The 23,669-nt window shown below is 44.0% G+C and carries 26 protein-coding genes; 15 read left to right on the top strand and 11 right to left on the bottom strand.

Translation table 11 applies throughout. The features are described 5' to 3' along the window. Window positions 1-97: 97 nt before the first annotated feature. The 4 genes from R7127_RS15370 to R7127_RS15355 are packed head-to-tail and all read left to right on the top strand — an operon-like array spanning window position 98 to window position 2,605. Complete coding sequence (locus tag R7127_RS15370) at window positions 98-976, top strand: transcriptional regulator (RefSeq protein ID WP_085569965.1); 879 nt, start codon at window positions 98-100, stop codon at window positions 974-976. Between the two features lie 11 nt (window positions 977-987). Then, window positions 988-1,503: a transmembrane regulator ToxS gene (toxS, locus tag R7127_RS15365; protein ID WP_005382091.1), complete on the top strand. Its 516-nt coding sequence runs from the start codon at window positions 988-990 to the stop codon at window positions 1,501-1,503. A gap of 46 nt (window positions 1,504-1,549) precedes the next feature. Further along, entirely contained in the window at window positions 1,550-2,305 is a 756-nt protein-coding gene (locus R7127_RS15360) for a sulfite exporter TauE/SafE family protein (protein ID WP_047102891.1), read from the top strand. Between the two features lie 21 nt (window positions 2,306-2,326). Further along, window positions 2,327-2,605 (top strand): SelT/SelW/SelH family protein, encoded by a 279-nt coding sequence (locus R7127_RS15355; RefSeq protein WP_005382088.1) that lies wholly within the window; start codon window positions 2,327-2,329, stop codon window positions 2,603-2,605. A gap of 39 nt (window positions 2,606-2,644) precedes the next feature. On the opposite strand, the gene yfcE is transcribed toward R7127_RS15355, so the two are convergent. From yfcE to R7127_RS15325, 6 genes are all read right to left on the bottom strand, one after another. Next, window positions 2,645-3,190 carry a phosphodiesterase gene (yfcE, locus tag R7127_RS15350; protein ID WP_138939153.1) on the bottom strand — a complete coding sequence of 182 codons (546 nt, stop codon included), beginning with the start codon at window positions 3,188-3,190 and terminating at the stop codon, window positions 2,645-2,647. Window positions 3,191-3,265: 75 nt separating this feature from the next. Next, a complete protein-coding gene (locus R7127_RS15345; protein ID WP_005382086.1) occupies window positions 3,266-3,475 on the bottom strand; it encodes a hypothetical protein in 210 nt (69 codons plus the stop codon). Window positions 3,476-3,624: 149 nt separating this feature from the next. After that, the gene (locus tag R7127_RS15340) at window positions 3,625-4,032 is read right to left on the bottom strand and encodes a CBS domain-containing protein (protein WP_005382085.1); all 408 of its coding nucleotides are present in this window, start codon (window positions 4,030-4,032) and stop codon (window positions 3,625-3,627) included. After that, window positions 4,029-4,379, bottom strand: coding sequence for a P-II family nitrogen regulator (locus R7127_RS15335; protein ID WP_054578025.1), 351 nt, complete (start codon window positions 4,377-4,379; stop codon window positions 4,029-4,031). Before R7127_RS15335 ends, R7127_RS15340 begins: the two co-directional genes overlap by 4 nt. Further along, window positions 4,369-5,160, bottom strand: coding sequence for a DUF1538 domain-containing protein (locus R7127_RS15330; protein ID WP_005382078.1), 792 nt, complete (start codon window positions 5,158-5,160; stop codon window positions 4,369-4,371). The genes R7127_RS15335 and R7127_RS15330 overlap by 11 nt, the downstream gene beginning before the upstream one ends. Continuing rightward, window positions 5,157-5,891 carry a DUF1538 domain-containing protein gene (locus R7127_RS15325; protein ID WP_005382077.1) on the bottom strand — a complete coding sequence of 245 codons (735 nt, stop codon included), beginning with the start codon at window positions 5,889-5,891 and terminating at the stop codon, window positions 5,157-5,159. Before R7127_RS15325 ends, R7127_RS15330 begins: the two co-directional genes overlap by 4 nt. 255 nt (window positions 5,892-6,146) lie before the next feature. Between R7127_RS15325 and R7127_RS15320 the strand changes: the two genes are divergently transcribed. From R7127_RS15320 to R7127_RS15295, 6 genes are all read left to right on the top strand, one after another. Further along, a complete protein-coding gene (locus R7127_RS15320) occupies window positions 6,147-7,061 on the top strand; it encodes a TIGR01777 family oxidoreductase (protein WP_047102894.1) in 915 nt (304 codons plus the stop codon). Between the two features lie 44 nt (window positions 7,062-7,105). Next, window positions 7,106-7,933, top strand: coding sequence for an SDR family oxidoreductase (locus tag R7127_RS15315; RefSeq protein ID WP_064376311.1), 828 nt, complete (start codon window positions 7,106-7,108; stop codon window positions 7,931-7,933). Between the two features lie 472 nt (window positions 7,934-8,405). After that, complete coding sequence (locus tag R7127_RS15310) at window positions 8,406-9,260, top strand: co-chaperone YbbN (RefSeq protein ID WP_064376312.1); 855 nt, start codon at window positions 8,406-8,408, stop codon at window positions 9,258-9,260. 159 nt (window positions 9,261-9,419) lie between these two features. Next, window positions 9,420-10,337 carry an SPFH domain-containing protein gene (locus R7127_RS15305; protein ID WP_005382060.1) on the top strand — a complete coding sequence of 306 codons (918 nt, stop codon included), beginning with the start codon at window positions 9,420-9,422 and terminating at the stop codon, window positions 10,335-10,337. 3 nt (window positions 10,338-10,340) lie between these two features. Continuing rightward, complete coding sequence (locus tag R7127_RS15300) at window positions 10,341-10,802, top strand: NfeD family protein (protein WP_017634826.1); 462 nt, start codon at window positions 10,341-10,343, stop codon at window positions 10,800-10,802. Window positions 10,803-11,419: 617 nt separating this feature from the next. Then, entirely contained in the window at window positions 11,420-11,602 is a 183-nt protein-coding gene (locus R7127_RS15295) for a hypothetical protein (RefSeq protein ID WP_021707681.1), read from the top strand. A gap of 40 nt (window positions 11,603-11,642) precedes the next feature. Here the strand turns inward: R7127_RS15295 and R7127_RS15290 are convergent, their stop codons facing one another. From R7127_RS15290 to zipA, 3 genes are all read right to left on the bottom strand, one after another. Beyond that, window positions 11,643-13,052 carry a hypothetical protein gene (locus tag R7127_RS15290; RefSeq protein ID WP_005382055.1) on the bottom strand — a complete coding sequence of 470 codons (1,410 nt, stop codon included), beginning with the start codon at window positions 13,050-13,052 and terminating at the stop codon, window positions 11,643-11,645. 510 nt (window positions 13,053-13,562) lie between these two features. Next, entirely contained in the window at window positions 13,563-15,575 is a 2,013-nt protein-coding gene (gene ligA / locus R7127_RS15285) for an NAD-dependent DNA ligase LigA (protein ID WP_033906925.1), read from the bottom strand. 90 nt (window positions 15,576-15,665) lie between these two features. Continuing rightward, window positions 15,666-16,622 carry a cell division protein ZipA gene (gene zipA, locus R7127_RS15280; RefSeq protein ID WP_005382051.1) on the bottom strand — a complete coding sequence of 319 codons (957 nt, stop codon included), beginning with the start codon at window positions 16,620-16,622 and terminating at the stop codon, window positions 15,666-15,668. A 251-nt stretch (window positions 16,623-16,873) separates the two neighbouring features. On the opposite strand from zipA, the gene cysZ reads away from it, so the two are divergent. From cysZ to crr, 5 genes are all read left to right on the top strand, one after another. Continuing rightward, window positions 16,874-17,617 carry a sulfate transporter CysZ gene (cysZ, locus tag R7127_RS15275; RefSeq protein ID WP_025998633.1) on the top strand — a complete coding sequence of 248 codons (744 nt, stop codon included), beginning with the start codon at window positions 16,874-16,876 and terminating at the stop codon, window positions 17,615-17,617. A 164-nt stretch (window positions 17,618-17,781) separates the two neighbouring features. Further along, window positions 17,782-18,750 carry a cysteine synthase A gene (cysK, locus tag R7127_RS15270; protein ID WP_005382045.1) on the top strand — a complete coding sequence of 323 codons (969 nt, stop codon included), beginning with the start codon at window positions 17,782-17,784 and terminating at the stop codon, window positions 18,748-18,750. A 300-nt stretch (window positions 18,751-19,050) separates the two neighbouring features. Then, window positions 19,051-19,308: an HPr family phosphocarrier protein gene (locus tag R7127_RS15265; protein ID WP_005382043.1), complete on the top strand. Its 258-nt coding sequence runs from the start codon at window positions 19,051-19,053 to the stop codon at window positions 19,306-19,308. Between the two features lie 140 nt (window positions 19,309-19,448). Further along, complete coding sequence (gene ptsI / locus R7127_RS15260; RefSeq protein ID WP_033906926.1) at window positions 19,449-21,173, top strand: phosphoenolpyruvate-protein phosphotransferase PtsI; 1,725 nt, start codon at window positions 19,449-19,451, stop codon at window positions 21,171-21,173. A 121-nt stretch (window positions 21,174-21,294) separates the two neighbouring features. Further along, on the top strand, window positions 21,295-21,804 hold the full coding sequence (crr, locus tag R7127_RS15255) for a PTS glucose transporter subunit IIA (RefSeq protein ID WP_005382041.1): 510 nt from the start codon (window positions 21,295-21,297) through the stop codon (window positions 21,802-21,804). Between the two features lie 96 nt (window positions 21,805-21,900). Here the strand turns inward: crr and R7127_RS15250 are convergent, their stop codons facing one another. Further along, a complete protein-coding gene (locus R7127_RS15250) occupies window positions 21,901-23,025 on the bottom strand; it encodes a flagellin (RefSeq protein ID WP_033906927.1) in 1,125 nt (374 codons plus the stop codon). A 116-nt stretch (window positions 23,026-23,141) separates the two neighbouring features. Continuing rightward, on the bottom strand, window positions 23,142-23,669 hold a 528-nt coding region (locus R7127_RS15245; RefSeq protein WP_206946719.1), incomplete at its 5' end, for a flagellin.

Genomic DNA, 23,669 nt, shown 5'->3' with positions numbered 1-23,669 from the left:
TAAAAGCATCTAAAATGTCGTGCGCACTCCAAGCGCCCCGGTAATTTTGTGACATAAATCACCATAATTACAACATCATCCATCTAAGAAGAACTAAATGACTAACATTGGCACCAAATTTCTACTTGCTCAAAGGTTCACCTTTGATCCAAATAGTAATTCGCTCGCTGACCAACAAAACGGCAACGACGTTGTACGATTAGGAAGCAACGAAAGCCGTATACTTCTGATGTTGGCAGAGAGACCAAACGAAGTTTTAACCCGTAACGAGCTTCACGAGTTTGTTTGGCGTGAGCAAGGTTTTGAGGTGGATGACTCAAGCCTGACTCAAGCGATTTCTACTCTGCGTAAGATGTTGAAGGATTCAACAAAATCTCCAGAGTTTGTTAAAACGGTACCTAAACGTGGCTACCAACTCATTTGTTCAGTGGAACGCTTGAGCCCATTTTCTACTGACTCTAACACTGACGCTGAAGAAACCTCTTCTGAACAAGAAGCGCCAGCAGTGGAGTTAGAAGCGAGCGATATGCCACCGACAGAGGTAGTGACCGATACTACTGCTGATATTGAGCCTCAAGTAGAGCCGACTAAAACTCAGCCGAAGCCAGCATCTAACACGATTAACTGGCTACCGCGTGTCATTATCTTTTTGTCTCTGCTGCTTCCTGTTTGCGTATTGTTATTCACGAACCCTGCGGAATCCCAATTCCGTCAGATTGGTGAGTATCAAAGTGTACCGGTGATGACACCTGTAAATCACCCTCAAATCAACAACTGGTTGCCTTCAATAGAGCAATGCATTGAGCGCTACGTGAAGCACCATGCAGAAGACTCGTTGCCAGTGGAAGTGATTGCCACTGGTGGACAAAATAACCAGCTGATTCTGAACTACATTCATGACAGTAACCACTCTTACGAGAACGTAACACTGCGTATTTTCGCTGGTCAAAACGATCCAACAGACATCTGCAAATAAAGGAGGCCAATATGAAGATTAAATTAGCATCTGCGGTTTTGGCCGTATCCGTTCTTTTCAGTAGTTGGTTGTATTGGGGAAGTGACCTAAAAGTGGAGCAGCTCCTCACAGCAAACGAATGGCAGTCGACCATGGTGACAGTCATTACAGACAGCTTGCCTGACGATACTGTCGGCCCACTACGCCGAGTTAATGTTGAATCAAACGTGAAATATCTCCCTAATGGTGACTATATTCGCGTAGCAAATATAAAACTATTCGCTCAAGGTTCAACCGCAGAATCAACGATAAATATCTCGGAAAAAGGCCGCTGGGAAGTAAGTGACAACTATTTGTTGGTCTCGCCTTCGGAGTTTAAAGATATTTCATCTTCTCAATCAAAAGACTTTTCCGAAGCACAGCTACGTTTGATTACTCAAATTTTTAAGCTAGATGCGGAGCAAAGTCGTCGTATTGACGTCGTGAACGAAAAAACACTCTTGCTCACTAGCTTGAACCACGGTTCTTCGGTACTGTTTAAAAACTAATTTTGATTGGATGATAAGGGGGCAAGACGCCCCCTTTGTTTTGCTTATGGATTGGCTAGATACCACTACTCTCTTTTTCGGTTCACTAATCGCCAACACGCTGGCTTCACTTTCCGGTGGCGGAGCAGGCTTGCTTCAATTCCCTTTACTCATCTTTCTCGGCTTACCGTTCTCCGTTGCGCTAGGCACACATAAGGTGGCTTCGGTCGCTTTAGGCTTAGGCGCAGCAAGCACGCATTTGAGATCAGGCACTATTAAATGGAAAATCGCGCTCTACCTTATCTTGTCCGGTAGTATTGGCGTGATTTTAGGGGCTAACTTAATTGTACAGATCCCTGATGGTATCGCGGAAAAGATGCTCGGTACGATGATCCTAGCGCTAGGTATCTACTCGCGATTTAAGACATCGCTAGGCCAAGCTGAAGTAATACGTAACCGTCATCCTATCGGTTGGGTTATTGGTGGAATTGGCTTACTGTTTATCGGCATCATTAACGGATCTCTTACCGCAGGTTCTGGTTTGCTCGTGACACTATTTTTGGTGCGCTGGTTTGGTTACGACTACAAACAAGCCGTTGCTTACACCATGATTTGTGTCGGCCTGTTTTGGAATGGCATTGGAGGCATTGCCGTCGTACAGGCAGGGGCGCCTATTCACTGGGCTTGGTTACCTGTTTTATTGTTAAGCTCTTTTCTAGGCGGCAGTTTAGGCGCATGGGCCGCGACTCGATACAGTAACAGAGTGATTAAAGTTGCATTCGAAATTCTCACGTTTGCGGTGGGCATCAAGTTGCTGGTTTAAAAAGATTAAAAGGAAAGTTTCATGGATAAAGCAATCATTGATATTTATTACTGCCGCCAGTGCAACTGGATGTTGCGTTCAACTTGGCTATCGCAAGAATTACTGCATACTTTTAGCGAAGAAATAGAAACAATCAGCTTACACCCGGACACAGGTGGTCGCTTCGAAATTTTCTGTAATGGCCAGCAAATTTGGGAACGGAAAAAAGACAGCGGCTTTCCTGAAGCCAAGGTGCTAAAACAGCGCGTTAGAGACATTATCGACCCAGAACGCGATTTAGGACATTCAGACACAAAATAGGGAGCAATTCGCTCCCTATTTTTTTACTTAGTAAAACCGTTAAATCATGGTTTGTGCTAATACTTCGCCTTCTGGCGTTTTTACCGTTAGCTTATTGTCTTCTAGAGTACCAAAGCTTCTCGGTAAGCCATTACGTGGGAATGTCATCGAGCCTGGGTTGAATATAATGGCTCCATCTTGCATCTCTGCGACGGGAACATGTGTATGCCCGTGGGCGATGATATCACCTTCGCGCAGTGGCGGCCGTTTTTCAGAGTTGTACAAGTGACCATGAGTCAAAAAGATTCTCTTGCCAGATTCAAGTAGCACCCATGAGTAATCCATCATCATTGGAAACTTCAATAGCATTTGGTCCACTTCACTATCACAGTTGCCACGTACAGAAATAATTTGATCACTGTATTGGTTCAATAAGTCTGCTACCTGTGGAGGGTTGTAGCCTTCCGGAATAGGGTTTCGCGGCCCATGGTTTAGCGTATCTCCTAGCAAAATCATGTGGTGCGCACCAGAGGCCAGAAATAGCTCAATGGTTTCTTTAGTTGCTGGCAAAGAGCCATGCAGGTCTGAGGCAAAAAATAGTTTCACGACATTGTCTCCTCAAAAAGTATGAGGTCATTCTACGGCATTTTTTTAGCAGCTCAACCTACGACGGTTTGAATACTACTGATAGCGCAATGATTCAATGACCATAGGCAAAACATAGAACCATGCTGCATACGCTGTTCCAACCAACACCAGTATCCAAAACACCATCGACATAAATTTTGATTTGGCTAGATGGTGCAGCGGATCGGGCTCTCCGCATCCTGGACATGCATGAGCGCGTTTTGAGATTTGTTTCTCACACACGGGGCAAGAGACTAAAGGCATGATACAGATTCCTCGACATTAGGCTTAGGGCGCAAAGAATAATGGTGAATTAACACATATGCAACCTAACATATATTAAATATTTTAGTTCTTTGTAACAGTCGCTGACTTGAGAAAAAATTCGTTGATTTTTCATTTATATCAACCTATTACACTTCTTCTCGCACCATACCGTTGATGACAATATTGTTATAACTCACCATCCCAATGACCTCGCCACTTTCAATGACCGGCGCTCTGCTTATGCCAAATCGCTCAAACAAACGTGCACAATATTTTACGTTCATATCTGGTTCGACACACAAAGCGGGCTTGGTCATGATTTCATAAATATTTGTGCGCTGAGGAGAACGATTATTCGCCAGCACCTTTTTGGCGATATCATTCATCAACACGATGCCATATTCATCATTATCATCTCGCTTTTTCACCACCAGCGCTTTGACTTGGTATTTTTTCGCTAGCGTTATGCCTTCGTATACGGTCATCAGTCCATCAACCATTACATACGTTGCCGCCATAACATCTCGAACTCTAATTATCGTTTGATCACTCATAATTCATCCTCGACTACTTTGGTCAATGTCTCGACTTGATGCGCGACACCGACTGCATCTTCAATATCGATCTGAACAGCAATCCCCTGTCCCGACTCTCTGTCAAATTCACCAACCTCATTAATGGTCTCTAATATGTGCCGAGATAGATGTTCCTCGACCACAAACAGCAGCACATCTTTTTGCACTTCTAGCGTTAAACCAAAAAACGTTCGCTTTTGATTTAAACCTTGCCCGCGAGCATTGTTAATCACTGTTGCACCGGTCGCACCAGCATCGCGTGCAGCGTCCAACACCTTGTCTGTTTTGCTGTCTTCAACAAACGCAAGTATCAATTTAAAGCGCATTTTCTTCTTCCTCCGAGACGTTTTTATTCAGCCACTGGGTTATTTGCGCATAGCCCATCACAGAGATCATAGGAAATAGACTGGCAAACGCGATCAAGCCAAAGCCATCAATCATTGGGTTTCTTCCAGGGACGGTCGAAGCAAGCCCTAACCCTAATGCAGTTACAAGTGGGACAGTGACGGTAGAAGTTGTTACGCCTCCAGAATCGTAGGCGAGTGGAACAATAAGCTTAGGAGCGTAAAACGTTTGAATCACAACGACGATGTAACCCGCGATGATGTAATAATGAATGGGATCGCCCACGACAATCCGGTAACTCCCTAATGCAATACCAATTGCCACCCCAAACGCAACGGCTACGCGCAAGCCGTTAATACTGATACTGCCTCCAGAGACTTGGTTTGCTTTTATCGCTACAGCGATTAAAGAAGGCTCTGCAATCGTGGTACTAAAGCCTATAAAAAAGGCGAAGGTGTAAACCCAATAATAGTCGACCCACATTAAGGCTTTCCCTACCGATACTTTGAACTCTTGTAAAAACTCCGGCGCCGTTAATTGCACAGCCATCGTCTCCCCAAGTGGAAACAACGCCATTTCTAATCCAAGTAAAAAAAGAGCTAACCCGAAAATCACATAAACGAACCCAAGCAAAACTTTCTTAAGGTTGCTAACAGGACGCCTTAACACCGCTAACTGAAAACCAAAAATAATGCTGGCGATGGGAACGACGTCTCGAACGGTCGATAACAAAGTGTCTAGGAAATGATCAATTGAAATCATGTTACGACCATTCCGTAAACCATCACAAACATCATCGGTAACAGCGAGGCAAAAGCGATTAAACCAAAGCCATCCACCATAGGGTTACGCCCTTTAATAGAAGACGCTAAACCGACACCCAGTGCAGTGACCAAAGGTACTGTTATGGTGGACGTGGTTACACCTCCTGAATCGTAAGCGACGCCAATAATGGCTTCAGGTGCAAACCACGTCAGTATTACAACGCCGACGTAGCCACCAATGATCATGTAATGAATCGGCCACCCTTTTAAGATACGCAAAACGCCGATAACGATGGCTATCCCCACAGAGAGAGCTACTGTTACTCGAAGTCCTTCTCCGTAATCCTGCATGGACTGCTCTGAGTTAGCGATCATTCCGCCCTCTGCCGCAACTTCTGAGGCTTCTTCCGCTACCGCGGTTAATGCAGGTTCAGCTATCGTGGTGCCAAACCCCAAACAAAACGCAAAGACTAATAACCAAAACACGCTGCCTTTTTTTGCAAAGGCTTGAGCCATACTCTCTCCGATAGGAAAAAGACCAAGTTCTAGGCCAAAGATAAAAAAGGTTAATCCTAAAACGACAAGCAACAAGCCAAAAAGAATGGAGACCAGGTTGGGCAGCGGCTCTTGCAAAACGACTAATTGGAAAAAAGTGATAACAATGATGATGGGTAATAAGTCACGAGCACTATTGAGGAGCGCTCGAAAAAGCGCAACAAATGCTTCCATGCCTATCCTCCTTGATTGTGCAAACTGATTACGCTCGTTCCAATGAGCGATAACTTCTAGTCTGGCATAGATTTCACTCTTCTACCGTGAATGCACTAGCGCCATCTATAACATTTAGTTACATATTTTCTAATATGTGAAGTTAATAGTATCTCTGCCAGCTTGTCACTATCCCAGAAATAATGGTGTTGAGATGATCAAGCTAAGCACAAAACGACTATAATGTTCTAATACGTGTACATTCAAAGAGATAACATGAAGATATTACTCACAGGTGGCACTGGGTTTATTGGCTCGGAGTTGCTCAAGCTGCTATCAACTCACCAAGTTATGCTACTTACACGCTCTCCAGAGCGAGCAAAACAACGCCTACAGCATGCTGATCTGGGTAATATCGAATACCTTGACTCGCTCGAGTCGTTCGCCGATCTCAATCACGTTGATGCCGTCATTAATCTTGCAGGTGAGCCTATTGCGGATAAAAGGTGGACCAGCGAGCAAAAAGAAAAAATCTGCAAAAGTCGTTGGAAAATTACCGAGCAAATTGTTGAGCTGATCCACGCAAGTACCGAACCTCCCTCTGTTTTTATTAGTGGCTCGGCAGTTGGCTACTATGGTGATCAACAAGACCATCCGTTTGATGAGTGCTTACATGTTAATAGCGACGACTTTCCTCACGAGGTTTGTGCAAAGTGGGAGCAAATAGCCAAGCGCGCAGAGTCGGAGCAAACTCGGGTTTGTCTAATGAGAACTGGCGTGGTACTCGGCCTTAATGGTGGTGCGTTGGCAAAGATGCTATTACCTTACAAGCTTGGCGTAGGCGGCCCACTTGGGAACGGTAATCAGTACATGCCTTGGATTCACATCCTAGATATGGTCCGCGCCATCATGTACTTGCTTGAAACACCACATGCCCACGGTGCATTCAATATGTGCGCCCCCCATCCTGTGACTAATCGTATATTCAGCGGCACACTAGCTAAAACGCTAAAACGTCCGCATATCTTGTTCACGCCTAAATGGGCGATGGAACTCCTAATGGGAGAATCTTCCTGCTTATTGTTTGATAGCATGAGAGCCAAACCCAAAAAACTCACCGAACTGGGCTTTAAATTTAGCTACTCCAGAATAGAGCCAGCACTCAAGCACTTGCTTCATGACCGGAGCTGATGAATGATGGCTCTAATCAAGGTTTCTGAGTCTTAAATTAAATTATGAAAAAGTCGATTCTTATTACGGGTTGTTCAACCGGCATCGGTTACGTGTGCGCTCACGCCCTACAAAACAAGGGATTTAATGTCATTGCATCTTGTAGGAAAGAACAAGATGTCCAGCGCCTAATTAATGAAGGGCTAACCTGCATCAATCTAGACCTAAATAGCCCAGAAAGCATTTCTTCGGGCGTGAAGCAAGCGCTAGAGTTAGCAGAAGGTAAGCTTTACGCAGTGTTCAATAATGGTGCCTATGGTCAGCCCGGAGCACTGGAAGACTTACCCACCGAGGCTCTTCAAGATCAATTTCAGACCAACTTTTTTGGTTGGCACCAGTTGGTCAGAGAGGTGCTTCCTCATATGCGCCAGCAAGGCGAAGGACGCATCATACAAAACAGCTCTGTTCTTGGTTTTGCCGCAATGAAATACCGTGGTGCCTATAATGCATCAAAATTTGCCTTAGAAGGCTGGACAGATACGCTCAGGCTAGAGCTTGCGGATACGAATATCAAAGTGGCATTGATAGAACCAGGACCGATCGAAACTCAATTTAGAAACAATGCATTACGAGCCTTTGAGAAGTGGGTTGATATTGAATCTAGCCCCCATCGTCATGCTTATGAAGGACAAAGAGAGCGACTCAACAACGACAAGTCTAATAATCAATTTGTTTTACCTGCAGAGTCTTGCATCGCACCAGTTCTTCATGCATTAACTAGCGTTTCACCGAAAATTCGTTATCGAATTACTACACCGACTAAATTATTCGCAGTCTTGAAAAGACTATTACCAACCCGTGTACTTGATAAAATTTTGCGACAGGCTGCATAAAAAAGTTTTGTCGAAATGTAATTTCACCGTAACAATGTGATGTCATTATGAACATGTAGGTTAAAAAAACCTCAACTAAACGAATCAATTTCTACGCAATTCAGCGGGGATTCTTTCGCCCAAAGTGATTGACTTGCTTAGATTTGGTATCGCCACCCATTACGTTTTGTAGCAATGTTTATACTACTGCGAGGCAACAATGACATTAAATCAGCTTAACTGGCTTAGTGTGGGTGTAGTGTTGACCATGTTCATCCTATTTTGATACCGCACCAACAAATAGCATTAGAATTGCGCTGCTTCGGCAGCGTTTTCTTTTTATCTAACACCTGAGCAGCAATAACCTCACTCTATTACCTCACGTTTTCTCAAAATAGAATGATTCATTATTGATGGTGAATGTCGCTTGAATTTCACCTAAATCAACTCCATATCTAATATCAACGACAAGACACAAGGCAAGGATACTCTGATGCAATCCCCATTTATCGTTGAGATAACAGAACAGAACTTTCGCGAAACGCTTGAAGGATCAATGAACACGCCCGTTTTGATCCACTTTTGGGCCAACGCTCAGCCAGAAAGCGCACAGATACTCCCTGAGTTGCAATCTCTTGCTCAACAGTACAACGGTGCATTTACGCTTGCTCTACTAAATTGTGAAGATCAGCCCGCTTTAGCGTCTCAATTTGGCGTGCAAGTATTGCCAACTATCGCGCTGTTTATAAATGGTCAAGCCGTCGATGGTCTGGGAGGCCCCCAGCCAATTGATGCCATTGCTACCATGCTACAAAAGCATTTGCCAAGCCCAGATGAACAACTATTAAAACAAGTCAGTGAACTTCTTCAGCAAGGTGAGCATGCTCAGGCTTTGAGCATCATCCACACTTTGCCGGCAGAGCTGCAAGAGCGTGGTGATGTGAAACTCGCGATGGCTGATTGTTTGCTAGAAACCAAACAATTTGATATTGCCCAAGAACTACTGAACGCTATCCCTCTCGAGTATCAAGATAACTACTACAAGAGCCTAATAGCCAAGCTCGAGCTGCATTTGCAGGCTGCAGATAGCCCTGAGTTACAGCGACTAGAACAAGCATACGCAGCAGACATGGCAAACTTCGAACTCGCTTGTGAATTGGCGGTACAATACAACCAAGTTGGTCGGGATGAAGAAGCGTTGGAACTGCTGTGGAATATTCTTAAAAAAGACTTGGGCGCCCAAGACGGTGAAGTGAAGAAGACTTTTATGGATATTCTCAGTGCGCTAGGTCAAGGTAACGCATTAGCAAGCAAATATCGTCGCCAGCTTTACTCAATTTTGTACTAAGCGCCGCATTCTTCTAAGAATAAGACAACAAAGGCCGGGATTTCCGGCCTTTGTCATATAAAAAACCAATAACCTCTCAAAGGTCTCAGAACTTCAATTGTCTATTGTCTATAAATAGGTAAAAATGGATCGAACATTATGCACTTAAGGGAATAACTCATGCCAATTGATTCACTGATCACCATCGGTATTTTCGTCGTTCTTGCTGTCGTTATCTTATCTTCAGCCATTAAAACGGTTCCGCAAGGAAACAACTGGACAGTTGAACGCTTCGGACGCTACACCCACACATTAAAGCCGGGTTTAAACTTGATCATTCCATTCGTTGATAAAGTTGGTCAAAAAGTAAACATGATGGAGCGCGTTCTCGATATTCCTGCGCAAGAGGTCATTTCAAAAGATAACGCTAACGTGGTTATTGACGCTGTCGGATTTGTTCAAGTGATCGATGCTGCAAAAGCGGCTTATGAAGTCAACGACTTAGAACACGCTATTAGAAACTTGACCCTTACGAACATTCGTACCGTTTTAGGTTCAATGGAACTGGACGAAATGCTGAGCCAACGCGACATGATCAACTCTAAGCTGTTGGCGATTGTTGACCAAGCAACAAACCCTTGGGGCGTAAAAGTCACACGAATTGAGATTAAAGATGTCCAGCCACCAGCCGATCTGACCGCTGCAATGAATGCGCAAATGAAAGCCGAGCGTAATAAGCGTGCGGAAATTCTTGAAGCAGAAGGGGTTCGCCAAGCTGAGATATTAAAGGCCGAAGGTCATAAACAATCAGAGATATTAAAAGCTGAAGGCGAAAAGCAGTCTGCTATTCTCCATGCAGAAGCACGTGAGCGTGCCGCGCAAGCAGAAGCAAAAGCGACTTACATGGTTTCCGAAGCCATTGCAAAAGGTGACATGCAAGCCGTCAATTACTTCATTGCACAGGGTTATACCGAAGCGATCAAGAGCATTGGTCAAGCCGAAAATGGTAAAATCATTATGCTTCCATTAGAAGCAACCGGACTAATGGGCTCGGTTGCAGGGATAGCAGAAATGTTTAAACAGCAAGATAAAGAATAATTTATGGACTTTTTTAGTTTGTTGGAAGGTATCTCTTTCTGGCATTGGCTAGCGTTTGGCTTTGCTCTTTTAGCAGTTGAGCTACTTGGTACCGCAGGGTATTTTCTCTGGCTCGGGATGTCTGCACTTATCGTTGGAGCACTCATGACCGTTTTGCCAATGAGCTGGCAATTGCAATGGCTTTGCTTTGCAAGCTTCAGCTTAATCACCACCTGGCTTTGGTGGCGACGACAATGGTCTAAAGACAAGCAAGAAGACCAAGAAAGAGATCTGAACCAAAAGTACAAGCAGTTAATTGGGCGTACTCTTATCCTTGAAGAAGACTTTTCCGTCGGGCTCAATCGCATCAAGGTAGCCGATACCACATGGTCCGCACAATCGGATCAAGCACTTCCAGCCGGTACCCGCGTAAGAATCACCGATGTTGAAGGTATTATTTTAATCATTGAGCCTGATTCTAATTAATTTATGCCAAAGTAATGGGGCAAATCATGCTCCATTACTTTAATCTAAACAACTGCTTTCATTTCATTACCTTAATTAAAATCGAGAAAAAAATAAGTATTAGTAATATTATTAATACCCTACCTACCATTTCCTATTATTTAATTATTCAACACACGACAATCAATAAGATAGAAATATATCTAGGTAAATTATCGATCTAAATTTATTTTAAAAAATAAAACTTTATTGAATTATTTTTTGATCTTTTTATCCTCGGATACATACTTAACGCATAAGCATTTAAGTTGAGTGCTTTTTATTTGGTAAGTAAGAGGATGTACTATGAATAAGCTTCTCTTTTTAATGTTGTGCGGTATTTTTTCTTTTTCTTCCTTTGCCTACAACAACGGAAACGGCGGTACAACTAATTTGGGACCTATAGTCGAATGTAAGATGCCAAGTGGCGACGTTACGAATATTCCAAGTGAAATGTGTCGATTTAGAGGTGGGGAATGGGAATAGTAAAGAAGTAAGAGCTTAGTTTGATATAATAGCCCTATTCAACCTTGCCTTTCTGCGTAGTCACGGTTTATACAAGCACGTAGATATTTAAAGTTTATATTAAGGTGATTATTATGAGATTTTTATCTGGTCTATTAGTAATATCTTTTGCCATAATTCCGTTAACCACTCATGCTAATGGTGCATCCGGTGGTCGTACGTTAGGCCCAGAGATAAAGTGTGAGTTGCCAAACGGTAATGTACATATGTTGCCACCGTTATATTGCAAAATATACGACGGCCGAGAAGTGAAATAGAAAAGGAGCCTAGCGGCTCCTTTTATTATCTAATTAAGTATTAGTGGAAGCTGTAAGGGATAAGAACTTGTAGACGTAAGTCTGTTTCATCCGCATCGCCAGCACCTGCGTACTCATCACGTTCTAGGATTGTACCGTGTAAACGAATGGTAGAACCTTTAAGCGCGCCACTTTGTAGTGAGTAAGATACTGTTGCGTTAACTGCGTATTCGCTTTCGTAATCCCAGTCACCTGATGCTCCGCTTGCTGCAGAGTCAGCGCCAGTACCGTAACCAAAGCCTAGGTAGTAGTTCCAGCCGTTACCTTGGTTGTAAGATAGACGGTTGTACCATGCTAGCTCACCCGCTTTGTTCCAGTCAGACAGCGCGTCCCACCACTGAGACCAAGTACCATTGTTCATACCATATGTATGAATAGTACGAGGAACGAAGTCCGCACGGTTATCTGTGTCTGTGTAGCGCAACTCAGACATCCAAGCTAGCTTGCCGAAAGATTGATTCAAAGACAGACCAGTGTGGAAACCTAGACCATCGTATTTCACATCGTCATCAACACCGTAGAAATCAAATGCTAGAGTTGTACGATCGCTCACTGTGTACTTCAAATACGCTTTGTAAGATGTGTTATCAGTCTCGTTGTGGTAGCTAGTTACTTGACCTGCACCCCAGTCAACACCATTTGCATATTGAACGCCAGTAGCTTGACCCAAACCAAGTTGCATAAACAAGCTGTCAGTTAGGTTACCGTTTAGGCCTAGAGAGTGTAGGTAGCTCCATGAAGTGTCAGACCAAAGCGCTGGTGCGTAATCATCTTCGTGAAGCAGCCAAGGTGCTGTAAATTGGTCTGCGCCAAAGTAGCTTAGGTTGAAATCACCAAGTTTAGCGTTTAGTTCGAAACCACGGTAAGTACCAGGTACAAAGCTCCAAACGTTACCGATTGTACCGTTACCACCAGCCTGTAACATACCGAAACGAGCATTAAAGTTTTCGTTTGCTTTGAATTTCAGCGCTGCTTTGTAAACTTTAAGCTGCTGACCATCACCTGCACCCCAGTCTAGGTTGTTACAAGTTGAGATTTCGTTACATAGGTAGCCTTCGTTTGAATTGTAAAGACTATCGTTGTAAAGATCGCCAGAGTAGTAAGCCGCAACATCTGCGCCCACCCAACCATCGTGGTAGCCAGAAGTGAAGTCTAAAATTGCGTTGTAAGAAGAGTAGTTTAGACGACTCCAACGGTCACCATTTTCACCGCCGGGCTTACCTGTTGTACGAGTTCGTGAACGAGTATCAACTATGAATAATGCATTCAGACTTGAGTCTTGCATAAATTCGTTCACTTTCTCTACGTACTCGCCACCTGCTGCACTTTCAGTAGACGCTGTAGCTGGAGCGACAGCAACAACACCAAACATTGCTGCGGTTAACGCTGAAACCTTAAAAAATTTGTCCATGGAAAAACTCCTAAAAATGGATATAGCTGTATTTTTCTATCTCACCTTTAGTTGGCCGCCGAAGGAGAGAAGTAAATTCCTGATCAAACCTCATTATTTCTAATTTGGCTTTTTTTAGTTCCTGCATACACACCGTGTATCCACGTGATTAAGACTAACTTCGCAGCTAAAAACATCCAAATGGAACTTATTTTTTTTCTAAAAAAATATGAGCCACTCCAAAGTTCCATATAACTTATTGATCCAGATCTTATTTTTAACAACACCAACACAACTCAACAAAATATCATTTAAAATCAAACATTTAAATTTAGCCTGAAAGTATCAACTTGAAGTCACTCGCAGACTAAAAAAGCCAAAAAAACCAATAACCCAAGGTTCGATCTTGATCACTGAAAAGAACAAAGGCATCAATTACTCAATAAAAAAACACTTAATTATGAACAAGAAAAAGCCCCGCATGCTTACCATACGGGGCTTTTAGTTATTTTTTAGCTTTTTTGAGAAGACTTAATTCATCAATTCGAGTAAGTCTTGTTCTGTTTTAATTTCGATACCCAGTTCTTGTGCCTTTGCGAGCTTCGAACCTGCATTTTCACCAGCAAACAAAATATCGGTTTTCTTAGAAACACTACCCGTCACTTTAGCCCCCAGTGCTTGGAGGGCTTCTTTGGCTTCTGTACGCCCCAGTTGAGAAAGTGTTCCCGTTAATACTACTGTTTTACCTTCTAATGGTAATTCCCCCACCTGCTCAGTAGTATTAATCTCTGGCCAGTGGATCCCTTGTTCAAGCAAATCTTTAACCACCGCTTGGTTCTGTTCTTCACTAAAGAAAGTCGTAATATGTTGAGCAACCACAGCACCGATGTCTTGCACTTCAATCAACTGCTCTTCGGTAGCATTTTGGATCGCTCCCAACGTTTTAAAGTGCATTGCTAAGTTTGCTGCGGTTGCCTCGCCAACTTCACGGATCCCCAGTGAATACAAAAACCGAGGTAAAGTCGTTTCTTTGGATTTTTCTAACGCATTCACAATATTCTGCGCAGACTTTGGCCCCATGCGATCTAGTACGGTTAAAACCCCCGCAGATAACTTAAATAAGTCAGCAGGAGTTTTCACCATCTCACGGTCAACAAGCTGCTCGATCACTTTATCGCCTAAACCGTCAACGTCTAACGCTTTACGAGAAACAAAGTGTTTTAGCGCTTGTTTGCGTTGGGCTTGGCAAACTAAGCCCCCCATACAACGTGTTACCGCTTCTCCTTCGATCCGCTCAACATGCGAACCACAAACAGGACACTGAGTTGGGAAAACAATATCTCGAGCTGTTTCTGGTCGACGCTCTTTGATGACAGAAACGACTTGCGGAATAACATCGCCAGCACGGCGGATCACAACGTGATCACCAATCTTGACTTGCAGACGTTCTATCTCATCTGCGTTATGAAGCGTCGCATTACTTACCGTTACCCCACCAACAAATACAGGCTCTAGTTTAGCAACAGGTGTAATCGCACCAGTGCGACCGACTTGGAACTCCACTTCATTCAGTGTCGTCATTTCTTCCTGAGCTGGGAATTTGTAGGCAATCGCCCAACGTGGAGCGCGAGCAACAAACCCCAGACGCTCTTGCACGGCAATATCGTCAATTTTAATAACGACACCATCGATCTCATAAGGGAGGGCATCACGACGCTGCAATATATCTTGGTAGTAAGCTTTTACATCCGCCAAGCTTTCAACTCGCTTAGTTTCCGGACACATTGGCAGCCCCCAAGATTTGATTTGCAAAAAGCGTTCGTAATGACTTGCTGCCAATTCTGCGCCTTGCACCACGCCTACACTGTATGCATAGAAGCTAAGCGGACGAGAAGCCGTAATACGTGAATCCAATTGTCGTAAGCTACCTGCCGCAGCGTTACGTGGATTAACAAAGATTTTCTCGCCTTTCTTCCTTGCTAATTCATTGAGCTTTTCAAACCCAGCTTTCGGCATAAAGACTTCACCACGAACTTCAAGACGATTTGGCCAGTCATTACCCCTGAGTTTTAAAGGAATGGCTTTAATCGTACGCACATTCTCTGTGATGTTTTCACCCGTAGTACCATCGCCTCGAGTGGCCGCCTGAACTAAAACGCCATTCTCATATAACAAACTTACGGCGAGTCCATCCAATTTAGGCTCACAACAGTATTCTTTCACACTCAGGCTTCCCACGCGCTCTTGCGCGCGCTTGTGGAAACTATCAAGTTCACTATCATCAAACGCGTTATCAAGCGAAAGCATCGGTACTTCATGTGTCACTTGGCTAAACGCAGAGAGAGGTTGTCCACCGACACGTTGGCTTGGCGAGTCTACGGTTATTAAGTCAGGGTTCTCAGCTTCAATATCCAGTAACTCTCGCATTAAACGGTCGTACTCGGCATCAGGGATCTCTGGGTTATCTTCCACGTAGTAACGCACAGCGTGGTAATGCAACGACTCTTTTAGTTCTTCTAGTCGCTGAAGTACTGATTCAGACATAGTAAAGCCCCGTGTATTTTCAATCGGTGAGGTTGGGAAATTCAAGAAAAAGGGCTCCATCCGGAGCCCTATTATTATTTGCTGTTAAGATTATGCGTTAGCGGCATTAAACTCAACTATTTGACGTCGATAAGATGCTAAACGATCTGGCGTCATTAAGTTGCGCTGGTCATCAAGTACGTTACCACCTAAATCATCAGCAATTTGCTGCGCAGTTCGGAGCATTAAGTTGAAGTTCTGTTCAGCCTCGCCATAACAAGGCAATGTCATGAAGAATGAAATACCCTTCGTTGTAAACTCAGCAGGATCAGCATGCTCAAACGTACCAGGGTGCATCATATTAGCGACGCTAAACAGCACTTTGCCGTTACCGGACAAGTCGACATGACGGTGGAAAATATCCATCTCGCCATAAATTAGACCGTTTTGTTGCATACTTTCAAATAAAGCAGTACCAACAAATGGCTCTTCACCAGCACAGTGCACATTCAATACAATCACTTGCATTTCAGGTTCTGGCTTTGGCTCTTCCTTAGGCTCTGCAACGACAGGCTCACTAACCGTTTCGACTTGCTGTTCTTTCTCCGTAATATCAAACGCGGCGGGAATAGCGTCTTCTTCCACAGCGGGCTGGAATGGCTCTTCAGCTACTGTTGCTTGAACAACAGGCTCAACGTCCTCTTCTTTATCTTTTTCTGCAACAAATGAAGGGATGTCATCCGGCTCCTGCTGCGTCTGTTTGACTTCAGATGGACCACCGAATAACGGGTCAGATTCAAACTTGTTGTCGAAAGAGCTCGCCATCCCAAAATCTGGTTCTTTGCGATCTTTGCGAATGATCTCAAAGTCATCTTCAGGAGCGGGAGCGAAGTCTCGTTCTTTCTCAACAAGATCATTTTTGTCTTCTTGGTTAACATCCAGCTTACCAAGTGGCTTGTTACCAAACTTTGCTTTGCCTTCTTTTTTACTGCTCCATAAACCATGAAACAGTAATGCCGCGATGGCTAATGCGCCAACAACAATGAGTACGAATCGCAATTCCTGCATTATTTACTCTCAATATACTTGTTTTTACTACTCGCAGTTCCTTGAGCAGCAACCCAAGTGCAATAAATCTGAATGATACGTTTACTTTACCAAAACTATATGTAGATTTAGAACAACTTAATGCAAGAAGTTCCGTTTTTTGTTGTGATTCTTGCCACGATTCCACTTAACAAGACGTCATTTGTCAGGGCATTGAAAGAAAAGTCCTCACAGGTACAATGAGTTTTCATTTACACGAAGCCAAAATAGACATGAAGCAAAACAATCAGCAGAGAACCGGGTTCGGTTATTTTCTATACGGGATACAATTGGCACTTGCCCCTAAAATCAGGCGCTTTGTCATCTTACCTCTACTTGCAAATATCTTGCTTGTAGGTGGTGCCATCTTCTATCTATTTTCAAACCTTAATATATGGATAGAAGGCTGGATTGGGCAGCTGCCTGAGTTTTTATCCTGGTTAACTTACATTCTTTGGCCTTTACTCGCTCTGACGATACTCGCTACCTTCTCCTATTTTTTCAGCACGCTCGCGAACTTTATCGCCGCGCCATTCAATGGCCTCTTGGCTGAAAAAGTGGAAGAGTACTTAACGGGACAAAAAGTAAATGATGATGGTTTCACTGCCGTCCTGAAAGATGTTCCTCGCGTTTTAGCTCGTGAGTGGAGAAAGCTCCTTTACATTTTACCTAAAGCAATAGGCCTATTCCTGTTATTGCTCATCCCTGCCCTTGGACAAACAGTAGGCCCATTTTTATGGTTTATCTTTACCGCCTGGATGCTCGCGATTCAATATTGTGACTACCCGTTTGATAACCACAAAATCCCATTTAACGACATGCGTTACAAATTGAAACAAAAGCAAGGTAAGGCCTATGGCTTTGGGGTATTGGTGTCTGTATTTACGACGATCCCAATTTTGAACCTCATTGTCATGCCTGTAGCAATATGTGGTGCAACCGCTATGTGGGTCGCGGAGTTTAAGCACCAACGATAGTCGATTAGAGATTAAGGAAAGGGATCAGCGCCAGCTTTTCCCTTTTCTTTTATCAAGTTCTGGGCCAACCTAATAAGATATAACTTTTTAATCCTTTTCCCTTTTTTTCATACCGCATATTCTTCTATCCATATTCACACAACGTGTAATGAAGGAACATCACTATGAGCAAAATCTACGAAGATAACTCTCTTACTATTGGTAATACACCTCTCGTTCGTCTAAACAAAGTAAGTAAAGGCAAAGTTCTCGCGAAAATTGAAGCGCGTAACCCTAGCTTCAGTGTTAAGTGCCGTATCGGTGCAAACATGATTTGGGAAGCAGAGAAAGCGGGCCTTCTTAAGCCAGGTGTAGAGCTTGTAGAACCTACCAGTGGCAACACAGGTGTTGCTCTAGCATTCGTAGCGGCTGCTCGCGGTTACAAGCTAACATTGACCATGCCTGAATCAATGAGCCTAGAACGCCGTAAGCTACTAAAAGCACTAGGCGCGAACCTTGAGCTGACTGAAGCGGCGAAAGGCATGAAAGGGGCGATTGCTAAAGCAGAAGAAATCGTAGCAAGCAACCCTGAGAAGTACCTACTTCTTCAACAATTTGACAACCCAGCGAACCCAGAAATCCACGAAAAGACTACGGGCCCTGAGATTTGGGAAGCGACAGACGGTGAAATCGACGTATTCGTTGCTGGTGTTGGTACGGGCGGTACTATCACAGGTACAAGCCGTTACATCAAAGGTGAAAAAGGCAAAGCCATCACTTCTGTTGCAGTTGAGCCAGCAGAGTCTCCGGTTATTGCACAAGCACTTGCTGGCGAAGAAATCCAACCTGCCCCACACAAAATTCAAGGTATCGGTGCTGGTTTCATCCCTGGTAACCTCGATTTAGACATTATTGACCGTGTTGAGCAAGTTACCTCAGAAGAAGCGATTGAGATGGCTCGTCGCCTAATGGAAGAGGAAGGTATCCTAGCTGGTATCTCATCTGGCGCAGCGGTTGTTGCAGCGAACCGACTTGCGGAACTACCTGAATTTGAAGGAAAAACAATTGTAACTGTCTTGCCAAGTTCCGGTGAGCGTTACCTAAGTACAGCACTCTTTGCAGGTATCTTTACCGAAAAAGAGAACCAACAATAATATGTGTTCAAATCAATTTTTAGTTTAAAAAAGCCCCGTTTAGGGGCTTTTTTGTTGATCCCTGCCCTACCTTTGGTAATATCAGGGTGTTTTATTTCTAGCTTCAAAATAAAGAAGCAGAACACAAAAAGGTTTCAAAGTGATTACGCACGCAAACAGTTGCGTAGTTACCAAACTTTTGACTAGTATCAGAACTGACGCGCTTTGAACTCTTCCCGTGCTAGCGCACAAGATGTAAAGCAGTTAAGCTAAAATCTGGTCACAAACTAACAAAAAAATACATTTATTGGGGTATATCACATGTACGAGAAGCAAGTAGAAATCACAGCAGAAAACGGCCTTCACACTCGTCCAGCTGCACAGTTTGTTAAAGAAGCAAAAGCATTCGACGCAGACATCACTGTGACTTCTAACGGTAAAAGCGCTAGCGCTAAGAGCCTGTTCAAACTACAAACACTAGGCCTAGTAAAAGGTACTCAAGTTACTATTTCTGCTGAAGGCCCACAAGCTCAGCAAGCAGTTGACCACCTAGTTGCTCTAATGGACCAACTACACTAATCCGGTCTCCTACTCCAGAAGCCATTTTGTGAAAGCAAAATGGCTTCGTTGGAAATAGGCTCAAAACTAAGCTAAAACTATTCGTTAGCGCACCCATTATTCTCCCGTTTTATAAAGTTGACCAAACTTAAGGTAAGGCTATGATTTCAGGCATCCTAGCATCTCCTGGTATTGCAATCGGTAAAGCACTACTACTTCAAGAAGATGAAATTGTCCTAAACACAAACACTATTTCTGACGATCAAGTAGAAGCTGAAGTTCAGCGTTTCTTTGACGCTCGTAACAAATCTGCAGCTCAGCTAGAAACTATCAAGCAAAAAGCGCTTGAAACGTTTGGCGAAGAAAAAGAAGCGATCTTTGAAGGTCACATCATGCTTCTTGAAGACGAAGAGCTAGAAGAGGAAATCCTAGCACTTATCAAAAACGACAAGATGACTGCTGATCACGCTATCCACTCAGTGATCGAAGAGCAAGCATGTGCTCTTGAGTCTCTAGACGACGAATACTTAAAAGAGCGTGCAACTGACATCCGCGATATCGGTTCTCGTTTTGTTAAGAACGCACTAGGCATCAACATTGTTTCGCTTAGCGATATCAACGAAGAAGTAATTCTTGTTGCTTACGACCTAACGCCATCTGAAACTGCACAAATTAACCTAGACTACGTGCTTGGTTTTGCTTGTGACATCGGCGGTCGTACATCTCACACTTCAATCATGGCTCGCTCACTTGAGCTTCCAGCTATCGTTGGTACTAACGACATCACGAAGAAAGTTAAGAATGGCGACATGCTGATTCTTGACGCAATGAACAACAAGATTGTTGTTAACCCATCAGAAGCTGAGCTAGAAGAAGCGAAAGCGGTTAAAGCAGCATTCCTAGCTGAAAAAGAAGAGCTAGCGAAACTGAAAGACCTACACGCAGAAACGACTGACGGTCACCGTGTAGAAGTTTGCGGTAACATCGGTACAGTGAAAGACTGTGACGGTATCCTTCGTAACGGCGGTGAAGGTGTTGGTCTGTACCGTACTGAATTCCTATTTATGGATCGTACTGCGCTGCCAACTGAAGAAGAACAGTACCAAGCGTACAAAGAAGTTGCGGAAGCAATGGACGGTCAAGCGGTGATCATCCGTACTATGGATATCGGCGGCGATAAAGATCTCCCATACATGGATCTTCCAAAAGAGATGAACCCATTCCTAGGCTGGCGCGCTGTACGTATCAGTCTAGATCGTCGTGAAATCCTTCGTGATCAGCTACGTGGCATTCTACGTGCTTCTGCACACGGCAAACTGCGTATCATGTTCCCAATGATCATCTCTGTCGAAGAAATCCGTGAGCTTAAGAAAGCGATCGAAGAGTACAAAGAAGAGCTACGCGCTGAAGGCCACGCGTTCGACGAAAACATCGAAATCGGTGTTATGGTTGAAACTCCTGCTGCTGCTGCGATCGCACACCACTTAGCGAAGGAAGTGTCTTTCTTCTCTATCGGTACAAACGACCTAACTCAGTACACGCTAGCGGTTGACCGTGGTAACGAGATGATTTCTCACCTATACAACCCACTATCACCAGCTGTACTTACAGTGATCAAGCAAGTTATCGACGCTTCTCACGCAGAAGGTAAATGGACTGGTATGTGTGGTGAACTTGCAGGTGACGAGCGTGCAACACTTCTACTTCTAGGTATGGGTCTGGACGAGTTCTCAATGAGCGGCATTTCAATCCCTAAAGTGAAGAAAGTAGTTCGTAACTCTAACTTCGCAGAAGTGAAAGCAATGGCTGAAGAAGCCCTTTCTCTACCGACAGCAGAAGAAATCGAAGCCGTGGTAGAAAAGTTTATTGCTGAGAAAGCTCAGTAATCGGTAGTACCAAGTAATTCAATACTTAATGGCCATTAGACGGCGAAAAAAGTCGTCTAATGAGCTATATTGGTATACTATAATTCGACAGAATAAAACCAAACCTTAGGAGCATGACACAATGGGTCTGTTTGACAAACTTAAGAAGCTTGTATCTGATGACAGCGCTGACGCTGGTGCTATCGAAATCATCGCGCCACTTTCTGGTGAGATTGTAAACATCGAAGACGTGCCAGATGTTGTTTTCGCTGAGAAAATCGTTGGTGACGGTATTGCTATCAAGCCAGCAGGCAACAAAATGGTAGCTCCTGTAAACGGTACTATCGGTAAGATCTTCGAAACTAATCACGCGTTCTCTATCGAGTCTGACGACGGTGTTGAGCTTTTCGTTCACTTCGGTATCGACACAGTTGAACTAAAAGGCGAAGGCTTCACGCGTATCGCTGAAGAAGGTCAAACTGTTAAAGCTGGCGACACTGTAATTGAATTCGATCTAGCTCTTCTAGAAGAGAAAGCGAAGTCAACGCTAACTCCAGTTGTTATCTCTAACATGGACGAAATCAAAGAGCTAAACAAGCTTTCTGGTTCTGTAACTGTTGGTGAAACTCCAGTTCTACGTGTAACTAAGTAATTTTTACTTAATCGAACACGAAAAAACGCTGCCATTGGCAGCGTTTTTTATTACCTGAAATTTTGTTTCTAATCGACTTACATCAATGAAATCCGCTCAGCTAAGTAATCCAAGTGCCGAACTCGGCCTTTGCTTTGCCTGAGCCAATAACGCTGTTGTCGCATCTTGGAGCACTTGAGAACGCACCATTTCCGTAGATTCTCTTGCGAAGTCTGTATCTCTTATTCGACTCTTGGATTCTGTAACACTCCGATTCACAGTATTTAAGTTATCCATCGAGCCGTTTACACGGTTCTGAAAGCTGCCAATTTCACTTCGGTGCGAATCAACGTACTTAATTGCTGCATCAATCACCCCAACTGAAAGCTGAGCCTTACCTGCCGTCGACATATCAATGTCATCCATTGTGACTAATTGACCAGCGCTCACATCAAGCTCATCCGCTAAACTCCCATCGAGAACCACACCCTCTGGCGCCTTCATCGTAGAAGCGAAGAATTGCAGTTCGTTGTTTTCCGTTACTGAAGCATTCACTATCGATTGTTGAGCATTGATGTAAGTGGCGACCTGTTCTATACGGTCACCCAATTTGAGTCCAATGGATTCCGTTTGGGTTTGCCCTTTACTGTCTTGGTATTCGACTTTTAGGGTTTGGTTATCTTTAGTGACTCGCCAATCTTTATCGATCGCATCACCAACATAATGCTGCCCTCCCATCTCTGGGATATGGCTACGCATGTTACGTAACGTCAAAGAGATTGAATTAGCGTTCGCGCCAATATGGAAACTTTGTGAACCGTAAGATCCATCAAACAGGTTTTTATCCGCAAATGTTGTCGTGATCGCGACACGATCAAGCTCATCTTGCAGCGCTACGACCTCATATTGAATACTTTGCCGATCACTTGAGTCATAACTGCCGTTTGCTGCTTGAAGCCCCAGAGAGCGTAAGCGTTGCAATATGTCACTGCTTTCGTGCAATGCTCCCTCCGCTGTTTGAGCAACAGAAAAAGCGTCGTGTGCATTTCTTAAGGCGACATCAAGCCCTCTCGTTTGTACATGGAGAGTATTCGATATCTGTAAACCTGCCGCATCATCGCTCGCCGAGTTGATTCGAAACCCCGAAGTTAGGTTGCGTTGTGACTCAACATTTTGCGCAGCTGCTTGACTCAGGTGTCTCTGCGCCACCATCGCAGAAACATTGGAATTTAAAGAGATCATCTAATCGATATGAATGCCTTATCGAACATAATGTCAGGACACATCTGAATCGTTATAGCCAATAAGCAAAAAGCCAGGGATGAGCCTGGCTTTGGTTTCTTGCTTTGTTAAATAGATTAACCTAGCAGACTTAGCGCTGAGTTAGGCGCTTGTTTCGCTTGCGCAAGGATTGAGCTTGACGCTTGCGATAGAATTTGTGATTTGGTCATTGCCGTTGTTTCTTTCGCGAAGTCAGTATCTTTGATACGGCTCTTCGACGCATTCACGTTCTCGTTAATGTTGTCCAAGTTGCTGATTGCGTGGTTGAAACGGTTCTGGAATGCACCCAGCTCTGCGCGGTGGCTGTCTACGTATTTCAGTGCCGCATCGATGATAGCAACAGATTCTTGTGCGCCACCAACTGAGGTTACGTCGATAGTATCTACCGTTACCTTTTTGCCTTCGCCCAAACCTAGTTCACCAGATAGACCACCTGAAAACTCGACCTCGCCCTCAACTTTGTTGTTGCCAGCGAAGATTTGCAGTTTACCGTCTTGGTCTACTGACGCTTTCACTAGGTCAGTTTGACCGTTAATGTAAGTCGCAAGCTCTTCGATATCGTCACCCGCTTTTGCGCTGATGTTGATTTCTTGCTCTTGGCCGTA

Source organism: Vibrio sp. 1159 (assembly GCF_033340395.1).
GTDB classification, from domain to species: domain Bacteria; phylum Pseudomonadota; class Gammaproteobacteria; order Enterobacterales; family Vibrionaceae; genus Vibrio; species Vibrio alginolyticus.
This window is presented reverse-complemented; position numbering and strand designations above follow the sequence as displayed.